Annotated in this window: 8 protein-coding genes; 3 read left to right on the forward strand and 5 right to left on the reverse strand. The window is 43.0% G+C overall.

Annotated features, from left to right (window positions below; genetic code table 11):
- The first annotated feature begins 57 nt into the window (after positions 1-57).
- Complete coding sequence (locus BM386_RS12285) at positions 58-393, forward strand: hypothetical protein (protein ID WP_091694573.1); 336 nt, start codon at positions 58-60, stop codon at positions 391-393.
- A gap of 180 nt (positions 394-573) precedes the next feature.
- Positions 574-1,428, forward strand: a complete 855-nt coding sequence (locus BM386_RS12290) for an HAEPLYID family protein (protein ID WP_170857090.1) — start codon at positions 574-576, stop codon at positions 1,426-1,428.
- A 357-nt stretch (positions 1,429-1,785) separates the two neighbouring features.
- Here the strand turns inward: BM386_RS12290 and BM386_RS12295 are convergent, their stop codons facing one another.
- The 5 genes from BM386_RS12295 to BM386_RS12315 form a co-directional block, all read right to left on the reverse strand.
- On the reverse strand, positions 1,786-2,244 hold the full coding sequence (locus BM386_RS12295; RefSeq protein WP_091694576.1) for a COG2426 family protein: 459 nt from the start codon (positions 2,242-2,244) through the stop codon (positions 1,786-1,788).
- Positions 2,245-2,647: 403 nt separating this feature from the next.
- Positions 2,648-3,772 carry a glycoside hydrolase family 16 protein gene (locus tag BM386_RS12300; protein WP_342029142.1) on the reverse strand — a complete coding sequence of 375 codons (1,125 nt, stop codon included), beginning with the start codon at positions 3,770-3,772 and terminating at the stop codon, positions 2,648-2,650.
- An 8-nt stretch (positions 3,773-3,780) separates the two neighbouring features.
- Complete coding sequence (locus tag BM386_RS12305) at positions 3,781-5,274, reverse strand: PKD domain-containing protein (RefSeq protein WP_091694582.1); 1,494 nt, start codon at positions 5,272-5,274, stop codon at positions 3,781-3,783.
- Between the two features lie 12 nt (positions 5,275-5,286).
- Positions 5,287-6,759, reverse strand: a complete 1,473-nt coding sequence (locus BM386_RS12310) for a RagB/SusD family nutrient uptake outer membrane protein (RefSeq protein ID WP_170857091.1) — start codon at positions 6,757-6,759, stop codon at positions 5,287-5,289.
- Positions 6,760-6,764: 5 nt separating this feature from the next.
- Complete coding sequence (locus BM386_RS12315; RefSeq protein ID WP_091694585.1) at positions 6,765-9,845, reverse strand: SusC/RagA family TonB-linked outer membrane protein; 3,081 nt, start codon at positions 9,843-9,845, stop codon at positions 6,765-6,767.
- Between the two features lie 248 nt (positions 9,846-10,093).
- Here BM386_RS12315 and BM386_RS12320 point away from each other — a divergent pair, with 248 nt between their 5' ends.
- Entirely contained in the window at positions 10,094-12,958 is a 2,865-nt protein-coding gene (locus BM386_RS12320) for a ligand-binding sensor domain-containing protein (protein ID WP_244545516.1), read from the forward strand.
- Positions 12,959-13,150 lie beyond the last annotated feature (192 nt).

A 13,150-nucleotide genomic window follows, 5' to 3' on the forward strand; every position in this document is an offset into this window, starting at 1 on the left:
TGCAACGTGATTCTTATCCTAAGAAATAGCGCATTTGTAAAACTTTTATGGGTACTGATGGGGCTATATATTTTCAACCTCAGTGCAGATACTCCTGACCCTGAATCCGCGCATATCGCTGAAGATCTATCTATCAACGATCAGGAAAGTATGGTTGAAGTTTTGGTAGAATCTATTTTAGGTTTTGAAGATACTTTTGAGGAGTATGAAGATCCTGATGGGGACGATCAAAATAAGAAAACCACCCAAAAGGTAGTCTTGGCACTTCATAACCCTTTTTATCAAGGACTGCTTTTCGATTCATCTTATACAGCTGAAAACAAATTTCCAGACCCTAGAATAGTTCTAACTCTAGGATTTTATCGACTAGATTCCCCACCTCCTAACAGTTGATTGATAGTTCCAAAAATCACATTCAACTACCATTCAGGATAAGTCTCAACTTAGAAAACACAATTATCTCTTGAGGCTGACTCTTAAATGCAATTCCACATTTCTTTGAATTGACCGGTTTGCTACCTGTCAGGGGGTTGAATGACTAATTCTATATCAACCAACAAATTCGATCACGCGGTGAAAATTAAATATATAATTACCATCGTAACTCTTTGGGTTACGATCAGCTATTCCTTTGCTCAAATTACAAATACAGAAAAAGACAGTCTCTATATCCTCCAGACTGAGGAACTGAAAGAACCTGACAAGGTGCTCCATGCCGAGCCTCTCTACATAGACTTGATACGCGACCTAGGCGCACGGAAAGGTGAAAAAGAATGGAATCTTGGATTAGGATTGACTGACAATCTGAGTTTTGACTCGTATGAAGCTCTTGTAGAATACGAATGGGCACCCGTCAACAGACTCGGTCTGGAAGTGGAATTGCCTTTTACGTTCTATGCGCCTATGAAAGGTACAGAGAGAGATTCAGTCCCATCCAATCAATTAAACAGTCTTAAACTTGCTGCGCAGTGGACCTTTCTTGTGAATGCTGCTCATGCTACTTCGATGGCAGTGGGATACATCAACGAATTTGAGCTCTCTGATTTCAGAAATTTTGGCAGTCCCATGATAAGGGGAAATGTGTACAACCCCTTCCTAGTAGTTGCTAAGCGCTGGGGTAGTAATTACCATACGCTTATCTACACTGGGCCAATGTTTCATCAGAATTTTAGCAATAAAAAAATGTACACTACCTATGACATCAATACCAGTTTTCACTACATGATTACCGGTACGAGAAATTTCATTGGAGTTGAATTAAACCAGACGCTTGACAATAAAGAGCTCAAAACCGTGATGCGTCCTCAGATGCGCCTGGGAATCAGTGAAAACCTAATGGTTGGAATTGTGGCCGGCATCCCTGTTCAGAAAGGAAATGAGCGCCTCAGTTCTTTTGTGAGGTTAATTTGGGAACCAAAGCATAACTAGAAAAAGTGGTTACCCCTAAAGATACCAATAGGCTCAATTTTCTTAATTAGCAGGGAAGATTGCAGATGACTCTCTCAGTGTCATGACAGGCTTAAGTGGCCTCAGGCCTTACTTTAACCTTCCCCTCTTGCTTTTGCCTCCTTACTAGTTGAATTACGAATAAAGCAAAAGGCTATTATTGTGATCGGTAATTATAGCGCAATTTATATAGCTCCAGAACTAAAAGCATGCTAGGATAAACGTAGGGATTATAGCCTAAAAAATTCCATTTCCCTCCGCTTCGGCGGAGGGAACTTCAAAATTAAACTTCTAGCAATAAGTCAACTTAATTGCGTGCAACTAAGCAGATAAATACAATTATTTAAATCCTCCAATTGCAATCACAGTAGTCACCCACACAATCACGCAAGAGATGAAAATCCCGATGGTATTTGCCAAAAAGGCCTTCCTCTTTTGCATACCAAAAAGATAACCTGCGATAGTACCGGCATAGACCCCAGTTCCCGGGATGGGAAGTAAAACAAAAAACATCAATCCCCAAAAACCATATTTCTGAACGTTTTTGCCTGCTCCCGACTTAGCCCTGCGGCCCACAAAAATTGCGGCTTTTTTGTAAGGGTGCCATTTAAAAAAATAACGATTGACTACATTCAAAAAAAATGACATGATGGGAAATACCAGCACATTCGCTAAGAAGCATAGTGCAAAGGCCAGATAAATATTGATATCATTCAGAAGGGCGTAGGGGATCCCTACTTTCGCCTCTCCAAAAGGAGAAATACTCCATAAAATGGAGATTACTATGTCCAGAAACATGGTGTGGTGATTAGAAGCTGCAAAAGTAATCAAAATCGTTAGTGCTATCACAGCGTATAACTCTAAATTATCCCTACAAACGCTTTCCCGCTAAAAAGGATTTTATTTTTAACAGGAAAATTCTTCTACATAGCTTTCATTTATATGTATATGCGCCTTTCTGCCAGTAAGGAAGCAAAAGCAGCATAGGATATGCTAAACTTAAGAATTGAGGGCACTTCAGCCTGTCCCGCTCCTGCGGGAGTCTTCGGTCACCCGATAGCTATCGGGAGGTCTTCTGGCCGCTTGAGCAGAGAAATATTGGTTACTGGCGTCATTCCGTATATTCAAATTCATTTATTTCACAAAAAAAGCTGCTTCCGATTGAAAGCAGCTTTCCTAAAAATTACCTTAAACCCACATATTAATCTTTCTCAAATACCCTAACATAATCCACCGCCAATTGTTGGGGGAAGACGGTTGAATTATCAGGACTTCCAGGCCAATTGCCTCCAACAGCCAAATTGATCAGAAGAAAGAATGGTTTTCTGAACTCATCCATCGCTGCAGCAGAAATATCCATTTCATGAAATGCCTCATTGTCCACCAGCCAAGTGATGGTAGTTTCATCCCAAATAATGGAATAAACGTGGAAATTGTCTGCATACTTGGCTCCGCCAGAAAGCGTCTTTGTACCGGTTTCGTAGGCATAGTTGCCATTATTATCCCAATGTAAGGTCCCATGGACGGAGTTATCTCTTCCGCTTGCATCTCCTCCTATCATCTCCATGATATCAATCTCCCCACTAGCCGGCCAGCTGATCTCCGAAATATTAGCGCCCAACATCCATAGTGCAGGCCATATTCCCTGACCTTTTGGCAAGGCAGCACGAATGTCAATTCTACCATATTGAAACTCTTGTTTCCCTTGAGTTTTCAGCCTAGAAGAAGTATAATTCTTACCTCCCATACTCTCCTGCTTGGCAGTGATGACTAAGTTGCCATCCCTTAGCTCCGTATTTTCTCTGCGGTAAAACTGAAGTTCATTATTTCCCCAGCCGCATATTCCCGGACAGCCATCACCCAACTCAAAAACCCAATCGGATGACAAGGTTTCTGAATTGAATTCATCATTCCAAGACAAGGTATATCCCTCATATTCCAGAGGAGATTCAAAGCCTGTGGTAGGCAATCCGATTCCCAAGATTTGCTCGGTGATAAGGACCTGTTCCTCTGCTTTGATGAAATCTGCTTCAGTACTATGTGCTTGTACAGTGATAATATATTCTCCAGGCTCTGTGTAGCGATAGGTAGCCTGACCACCCGTCGCAAGAGCTGGAAGCTGTGAGTCCACTCCAAAGCCCACCCGGTAGAAATTGGCTTTATCCGCGGAAAAATTCACATTCACGACACCGTTTTCAGCTATTTCTACATTCACTTCCAAATTAGTAGGAAGTACAATTTGCTGTTCAGCATCTTCCTGGGTACAGGAAGATGCCGACATCAGCATAAATAAAACTCCTATAGTATGATAAATCTTCGTTAACATCAACATATCTAGTTATTGTCTGGAATAAGTACGAAGGTCCAGAAAACTCCACCAGAGTCTGTAACATCAATGGTAATGGTTAGTTCCTCTACTCCGTCCTCGTTTTTGTATCCTATTACATCATAAGTGACTGCCTTATCAGCTTCGGGAGGCCCTGCGCTGTATTCACCTGCATTGAAGGCTTTAGGCAAGGCAATGAAAGCCCCGGTTCCAGTCACTGTGATTTTTGCATTAGAAGACTCGGTGCCTTCGGCAAAGCTAAACTCATGTGTTCCTGCTCCCCATGCAGCTCCAGGTGTTCCGGCCAGATTATCCACTGACTGGCAGCCTTCTGCCTCCACGCCCATGTATAGCTCTGCGAAGATATCTCCCTGAGGATCGTAGGAATAGGTACCATCTTGGTTGAAAATGAACAGGTCATTGAATAAACATGCTCTATCCCCTGAAATATCAGTTCCATTAGGGAAATACTCGTCACTTCCTGCACTTGGACCTACACCAAATGCTCCTGCTGCTGGCTTTAGTTTCCAGGCTTTGGTTCCGTCACCGACTAAGTCCTGAAGTCTAAACTCTCCCGGCACCACAGGTTCTGGCTCCGGTTCTGGCTCAGGTGTTTCCATATCCGGTACAAAACCCTCTGGAATCAACCTGATATACCATGCAAGTTCGTTATTAGCCTGGTCCACAAACCTCAGTAACATCTCATTTTCTTCAATGTTAACAATCTGGTAGGTTCTTCCGCCAGCGAAATATCCCAAAAATCCTCCCTGAGAAATTGTCAACTCTGGATACCCGCCTTCTGGCTCTGCCATACTCCATTTTAATCCATCCGGAGCTTCATAAGGCGCAGAAAGATCACCAACTCCTGGATCAAATGCACCTGGGAAATTGGATCCTTGGGCTGCATTCAAATACACGAAGCCGTTTGTCTCCATCGTAAAGTTAAAGCTGTCCAAGAAGAAGGTGTATCGGTCTGTGTACATTCCAGAACCCGCCTTTTCGTTGGGCTGCGCCTGATACCACTCTGGGAAATCCCCCGCAGCTGAAGAGGGGTTTGGTCCTACGCCAAAGTGTCCCACGCGGGTAGCATCTACCTGCCAGGTTTTGCCTTCTACTGCCTCAGCACCGCCTGTAAGGTTATTGAAAAGCGGCTTATCCAGCAGTAGCGGATCGGTTTCATCGATGATGATTTCTCTACTAGCGCTTACACTGCCTCCCTTGTTGAACACCGTTAAGGTGACGGTATAAGTACCTGCTGTCGGGTAAGTGCCAGTCACTGTTTTGCCAGAACCAGAACTCCCATTTCCCAAATCCCAATTCATCAGGAAAAAGTCACCGTCAGCAGTAAATTGAAGGATATTATCACTTTCTGCTGTAGGCTGAAAGCTAAATCCCGCCTGCTCTGCTGTTGGAGGAGTATCATCTAGTGTATATTCCTCCATGCATGCTGCCAATGCGAACAAGGGCAGAACATACATGATGTATCTTATAAATTTCTTCATTTGAGTTTATGTTTAATATCCAGGATTTTGACTCCAATTTCCACCAGCCAAGTCAATCTCTACTTGTGGAATAGGAAACAATTCATTCTTTCCTACTACAAAGCCATCGATACGATCGGCAGCTTGCCCTGTTCTCACCAAATCGAAGAATCTGTAACCTTCTCCAGAAAGCTCAAACCTTCTTTCTTCCAAAATCGCCTGATACAAAGCATCACCTGAACTAGTGATCGCTGGCATATCCACCCTTGCTCTCACTTTGTTCAACTCAATTCTTGCTCTGTCGTCATTGCCTGCTTGTTGGAAGGCCTCTGCAGCCATCAGCAAGACATCTGCCCAACGGATCACGCGATAGTTCAGAGGACTGGTCAAATCATCATCCGGCAAACCTACTTCTCCTTGTCTTTTGATGTATTTGTTGTTGAAAAACCCAGTATGACCACCAGCACCAATCCCGTAAGTAATCTCATCTGCATTTGGCTGAGCCGCGATAAACTCGTCCAAATTCAAAACGGAGGCATCACGTCTTATATCTCCTTCTGCAAAGGCATCATACAAATCCTGAGTAGGCAAGTTATAGGCGTTGCCATCTGCATAGAAAGGTCCGGTATATTGCCTGATACCCTGAAAGCCTACTGCAGCATTCCCGTTCAAACAAATCAAACAACCATAATCTCCACCTTGCAAACCACTGAACTGTACAGTGAATACATCTTCGGAGATATTTTGGTTTGCGGCGTAAAACAGAGTAGTATAATCATCAAACAAAGCATATCCACCAGGATTGCTATCGATCAGATTGCCAAGAACTGTACTGGCTTCAGCGAATTTCTGCTGATACAATAAAGCCTTGCCGAGGAGAGCCATCGCTGCCCCAGAAGTCAATCGTCCTACTTCACTAGCGGTAGCAGGTAGCACATCCACTGCCTCTTGCAAATCAGATTCTATCTGCGCATAGATTTCAGCTCTTGGTGCTCTTGGAGTGCTTGGAATTTCGTTGATAGAAATTCTTCTATCCACCACCAGCGGCATATCTCCAAAATAGGTCACCAGATTGAAGTAGAAATATGCACGCATGAATTTGGCCTCTGCCAAAATCAGATCTTTACCTTCGAAATCAATTTTATCCTGGTTTTCGAAGATGTAATTAGCCCGAGAAATCCCGGTGTAATTCACCCGCATCACCGCTCTCAACTCCTGATTGACACCACCGTGGGTCATGTTTTCGATTTCGTGAAGTCCTCTGGTATCATTGACACTTTCTCCTCCAGCGATGGAGTTGTCAGAGGCAATTTCCCCAATCCAGATATTCAAGTAAGCCGGCTGCATCATGTCATAGACACCGATGATTGCCCTGTCAAAATCCTCTTTGGTGTTGAAGAAATTTTCTGCATCCTGTGTGAACTCAGGATCAATATTCAATAAGCTATCGCAAGCGGTTGCCATCCACAAAGTCATGAATAGAAACCATTTTGTTATGTTTTTCATACTTTCTAGAAATTAAAATTTAAACCGGCCATGAATGAGCGTGCCTGAGGGTAAACCCCACTATCCACGCCTGCAAAAAGAGGATTTCCTGATCCCACATCCGGGTCAAATCCTTGATACCTCGTCAAAGTGACTACGTTGTTGGCGGCTAAATAAAACCTGAAAGACTGAACGCCAATTCGTTTGGTAATAGCATTAGGAATAGTGTATCCCAATTGCACATTTCTCAGTCTCAAATAGGATCCATCTTCTACATAGAAATCCGAGAAAACGTTGTTTCTGGTCGCTCCGGTAGTCAATCTAGGTATCTCAGTACTGGTGCCTGGACCCGTCCAGCGATCAATGTTATAGGACAACTGATTAGCAAAAGTCTGCTGCCGCTCATAGTTTCTGATGATTTCCTGACCCAAAGCCGCATACACATTGGCTCCCAGATCAAACCCTTTGAAATCTACGCTCATGTTGAAACCCATGACCACGTCCGGTATAGGAGAACCTATCATTCTTCTGTCAGAGTCATCACCGAAGTTGATCACTCCGTCTCCATTTTGATCCACAAATCTCAAATCTCCTGGCTGTGCACCTGGCTGAGATACTGGATTGGAATTGATTTCCTCCTGGGTTTGATAGATTCCATCTGTCTGATATCCGATAAAGTATCCGATTGGAAAACCTTTTTCAAAACGGGTGGCTACATTTCCTCCCACGCTAAATCCAGCTCCGGGAATAAATTCAAAACCTGCCGGAACTGCCGTTACCTCGTTTTTGACGAACGTGACATTGTACCCAAATCTAAAATTGGCCCCTGTGCTGTTGTTTGTTGCGTAGTTCAATTCCAATTCAAGTCCTGAGTTTCTTACGTCGCCTGCATTGATGACAGGAGGTGAACCGCCTGGACCATAAGAACCTAAAATCGCGGACACATCAGGCTGAAAAAGCAAGTCTTTCGTGTTTTTTATAAAGTAATTTGCCGTGAAATCGAAGTTATTGAACAGGGAGAAATCAAGTCCAATATTGGTCTGATAGGTCGTTTCCCATTTCAGGTCAGGATTGCTGGTATTGCCAATGGCAGCTCCGTTGATAATGAAATCATTGAACACATAAGTAGCCGATCCATTCAACAAGCCTCTGTATCGGAACAACCCGATTTGATCATTTCCTGAAATCCCGAAACTTGTTCTAAGTTTCAAGAAATCGATGGCATCTACGTTGAAAAAGGATTCGTCAGATATCAACCAAGCTCCTGAAAGTGCTGGAAAATAGCCTATTCGGTTGTTTGGGCCAAAGTTAGACGATCCATCTCTTCTTAAGATCGCGGAAATAAAGTAGCGCTTCTTGTAATCGTATTCTCCTCTGACAAAAGCTGAGGTTAGACGCTGTGAACTTTGGAAGGAACCTGTATTGTTCAGAAATCCTCCTGTAGCTTGATTTGCAGATATATCTGCGAAGTTCAGGTCGTTGTTCGGAATATTGAAACCTGTTCCGTTCAGCCCTTCGCTTCTATTTCCCACGAGGGAAAGTCCAAAAGTCCCTTTAACACTGTGGTCCTCAGCAAACGTTTGGTTATAGTTCAGGAAGGTTTCCAGGTTAAAATCCAAATAAGTATTTCTGGATTCATACACATTGGCTCCTCTTTCGATTTGAACCCCTCCAACATCCACCAATACCGGATCCAGGTTTTCGTTTGCAGCTGAATTGGCAAATTTCCCCTGACCATACCAAACCAGTGGATTAAATGCTTTGTAGTCCACCATGGCAAAATTATATCCTGCGCGTCCTGTCCAGGTGAATCTATCGTTGATTTCAAATTCGATTTCCTCTTTTCCTACTAGCTTATTGACCCAAGAGTCATTGTAGGTATTTTCCATTTGAGCCAATGGATTGATAATATCATTCACATTGTCCAAATAAGAATATCTATCACCGACGCGAATCGGCTCAGTAGGATAGGCATTGATGGTATTATATAATACAGAACCTATGCCTCCCTGCGCCAAACTGTTACTCAATTCCCGGGTAAAAAGTGTCACATTGGTGAATTTCAGCCTAGGAGCAATTTCAGTGATGAAATTGATTCTGGCATTCATCCGCTCAAAACTAGCTTTTGGACCACCCACTATTCCTTCCTGTGCAAAATAAGATGCCCCGATGGAATACGAGGTTTTTTCAGATCCTCCATTCAGCGTCAGGTTGTATTCCTGAATAGGTGCGTCCTGAAAAACGGCATCCTGCCAGTTGGTCCCTTCGCCTAGTTCCACATTGTTGAATGGCATGGCCTGACCACCTGCTGCGAACGCTTCATTCTTTAAAATTGCATATTCGCGGGCATTCAGCAAATCCAGTTTCCTTGCAGTTTGCTGTATTCCGTAGTAAGCATCAAACCCAAGTCTTGGTTTTGTACCGAGACTGCCTTTTTTGGTTTCGATCAGGATCACACCATTGGCAGCCCTAACTCCATAAATACCCGCAGTACCATCTTTCAGTACATTGACTGATTCGATATCATTTGGGTTTAGTGAATTCAGACCAGCAGCATCGTAAATGACACCATCCACCAAAATCAAGGGATCATTGTCTCCGAAAGTACCTATGCCTCGTATTCGGATGTTTGACGTACCGCCTGGGGCACCTGAGTTAGTGGAGATATTCACGCCAGCAATCTGCCCTTGCAGGGCCTGATCGACTCGGGGCATATTCATCTTTTGCACATCCTCACCGCCGACTTGAGAAGTAGCCCCTGTGAGTTCCCTTTTAGTAGCAGAACCATAACCAATCACCACTACTTCATCCAGATTGGTCAAGTCGTCTGTCAATACAACATTGATCTCAGTAGAACTGCCAACCTGAATGGTTTGAGCTTGGAAACCTAAAAAGGAAAAACGCAATTCATCACCAGTTCCAGCGCTGATGGAGTACAACCCATCAAGATCTGTAACTGTACCCTCGGTGGAATTCACCTTTAAGATACTCACTCCAGGCAGTGGTTCGCCTGTGGCATCCACTACTTTGCCTGTGATCACAGTTGATTGCGCCCAAACCCCAAAATGGAGCGCTAGCGCAAAGCACAGCAATAAAATTTTTTTCATAAGTTTTGGATTTATTGTGTCACTAAGGTGAAAGTAAATTCACAACAAGCAAAAATCCCAAGTACAACAATACTACATCATGCACATTTTTGGACTTTCACAAAAACTCAACATCCAAGAGATAAATATTGTTTTAGAGTTATCTAAAGGCACTTTTTGTTTTGATCAAAATCTCATTGCTTTTAAAAACCAATTACATCAATTTGAAAAAACCTATATTGCCAATCTCAACATGAGGTACACAATCCGTGAAAAGACTTTCTTTTAGCTTGGTTCTGTTTTTCCTAGTCAATTGCGCTTTTGCACAATCGATAGGCTTGCCGTTTTCCAGGTATTATTCCAGTCAGGAGTACCAAGGAGGAATTCAGAATTACGCCATCACCCAGAATGCTGCCGGGATGATCTATGTTGCAAATAACTATGGCCTGATAGAGTTCGATGGTACCACCTGGAGAAGATATGCCTTGCCAAATGGTGCAAAAGTGAGGCATGTTCAAGTAGATGCCGATGGCGCCATTTTCATTTCTGGTCAAGGTGATTTCGGAGCCTTTCTCCCTGATGCCTCCGGACAATTAAGCTTCGAATCGCTAAAAACTGGACTTCCTGAGGAAATAAGGAACCTGGAAGAAGTCTGGAAGGTGTTCATCACGGAAGAAAATCTGTTTTTCTGTACCTACGAGCGCATACTGGTTTTCGATAGAAACAGAACCTTCCAATACAGCTTGGAAAGTGAAAGTAGCTTCGAAAGCTTTCACCTAAGCCACAATATCCTAATGGTAAATGAAACCGGCTCTGGGATCAAAAAACTACAGGACGGAGCACTAGTCGGCTTAAATAATGTAGATTTTTTTGGGAATTTGCTAGTTACCGGAATCCTCCAATTAACCCAAAACAAGCAGTTGATCTTTACCCGGGATAACGGCATCTTCACCACGAATGGTGCAGAAGAAGAACCCTGGGGCACTAGTTTAAACTTGACCATCAATGCTGCTTTGATGCTGAGGAATGGCACGATTGCACTTGCCACGCAGCTCGATGGGCTTATACTGCTGGATCCCAACGGGAAGGAAATCATGCGGCTGGATAATGAAAATGGACTCAATAACAATTCTATCATTTCACTTTTCGAAGATCTAAGCGGAAACCTCTGGCTGGGGCATAACAATGGGATTACACTAGTACAGCTCAGCTTGCCCTTCACCAAAGTCAATCAGTTTTCTGGTCTTAATGGCACAGGATATCACGCCACATTTTTTGACAACAAGTTCTACTATGGTACCAACAATGGCGTCTATGTACAGGAAAAAAGTACGAGCGGCCTATCTGATATCTCACAGATCGCAAATTCCGCTGGTCAGGTCTATCAGATCAAAGCCATTCAAAACAAGCTCCTGATTGCACATAATGATGGCGCATTTCAAATTGAGCAAAACGCTGCCCGTAGGATCGAAGGTCCAGGTGGGATCTGGAATTTTCAGACGCTACGCGGACATCAGGATTTGTTGCTTGTAGGCTCGTATATTGGACTTCATTTATTTGAAATCAATGGAGAAAAGGTAATATACCTGCGGCAAATCAAAGGCTTCAACGAGTCCAGTAGGATTATCGAGCAAGATGAGAAAGGCAATATCTGGGTTGCGCATGGCTACAAGGGGCTTTTCAAACTCCAGCTGGACTCAGCACTGGAAAAGGCCACTGTGACGTACTTTGGACATGATTCCGGATTGCCCACCACTATGCTGAATAACGTCTGGAAGATTAATAACCGGCTGGTTTTCACTACTCAAGCAGGTATTTTTAAATACAATGAGGTTGAGAACAAATTTGAAAGGGATGATTTTTTTACACCCTACTTTGATGAGGGATTTTTGGCTCATTACCTCATAGAAGACCAAATGGGGAATATTTTTTACATCGGTGAAAGTGAAAGCGGGGTTTTGGAGAAAAAAGTGGATGGTAGCTATACCAAGCATTTTCAGGTTTTCAACAAGCTGCTGCCCATCCTCAATGATGATTTACAGAATATTTCTACCATCCAGGGAAATGAGGTTCTTTTCGGAGCCAACGAGGGCTTTATCCGATTTAGCCTCAACGAGAATACCTATCAGCCATCCACTTTCCCTACGCTGATTCGGGCAGTCTATTTAACGGGTGTCACGGATTCTCTGATTTTTGGAGGAAACAACTACCCAATCCATACCAAAAGCCAAAATGAAATTCTAAAAATCCCGTATCAAAAGGCTAATATTCGCTTTGAAAGCAGCAATCCCGTCCCGAATAATGAGAAGGACCTACAATTCCAATATTGGCTGGAAGGGCTGGAGTCGGGCTATGGAGACTGGATAGACAAGCGCGAAAAAGCCTATACCAATCTCCGTGAAGGCAACTATACTTTCCACGCAAAAAGCAAAAATCTCTATGGAGAAATCAGCGAAGTAGCTTCCTTTTCATTTGAAATTTTGCCCCCTTGGTACCGGAGCAAAGCTGCTTATTTCGTGTATTTCCTAATCCTTGGGTTGCTCTCCTTTGTGGTTTATAAAATCATAGAAAAACGCTACCAGAAAAAGGAACAAATGATCAAATCTGCTTCTACTAAAGTCATTCAGGAAAAAGAAACTGAGCTTAAGAATACCCAGGCTGAGTTTGAAAAACTGAAGACCGAGAAATTAAAGCAGGAAATTCAACTCAAAGACAAGGAGCTTGCGACCGCTACCATGCATTTGATCACTAAAAATGGATTTATCGATCATATGCGAAACAACCTCAATGCGATCACCAAAAAGAGTAAAAACCAGGAGGTCAAAAACGAAATCCAGAAAGTAATCAAAAACATAGAAAAGAACTTTGCAGGGGACCAAGACTGGGAGCAGTTTGAAATTCACTTCGATCAGGTTCATGGGGATTTTATGAGCAGATTCAAAAAGGAATACCCTAGTTTAAGTCCGCAGGAAATCAAACTGAGCGCGTACTTGAGAATGAATCTCTCGACCAAGGAAATCGCTTACCTAATGAACATTTCTGTTAGAGGAGTGGAAATCGCCCGCTATCGCCTTCGTAAAAAACTCCATCTGGAAAGAGCTGAAAATCTACAGGAATACATTTTGAAGTTTTAAGGGTTTTAATCGTGATTTAATTATCCTTTTGGAATGATCGCTAGGTAGTAATTCTATGTGCTTTGGTGGACCGATGAGCGAAGCAATTTAAAAGCCAGCCTTAAACCTCCTACTTCCCTCCTCTAAACTTCCAACTTCCTGACCTTAAAATAGAGAATGCCTCTCCCTGTTTTCGGAATCGCAATGAAAGAA

Source organism: Algoriphagus locisalis (assembly GCF_900116615.1).
GTDB lineage: Bacteria > Bacteroidota > Bacteroidia > Cytophagales > Cyclobacteriaceae > Algoriphagus > Algoriphagus locisalis.

Bases quoted from the DNA above. Each gene is read 5' to 3' on its own strand.
- BM386_RS12285 (WP_091694573.1), top strand. From the start codon at position 58: ATGGGGCTATATATTTTCAACCTCAGTGCAGATACTCCTGACCCTGAA.
- BM386_RS12295 (WP_091694576.1), bottom strand. From the start codon at position 2,244: ATGTTTCTGGACATAGTAATCTCCATTTTATGGAGTATTTCTCCTTTT.
- BM386_RS12300 (WP_342029142.1), bottom strand. From the start codon at position 3,772: ATGTTAACGAAGATTTATCATACTATAGGAGTTTTATTTATGCTGATG.
- BM386_RS12305 (WP_091694582.1), bottom strand. From the start codon at position 5,274: ATGAAGAAATTTATAAGATACATCATGTATGTTCTGCCCTTGTTCGCA.
- BM386_RS12310 (WP_170857091.1), bottom strand. From the start codon at position 6,759: ATGAAAAACATAACAAAATGGTTTCTATTCATGACTTTGTGGATGGCA.
- BM386_RS12315 (WP_091694585.1), bottom strand. From the start codon at position 9,845: ATGAAAAAAATTTTATTGCTGTGCTTTGCGCTAGCGCTCCATTTTGGG.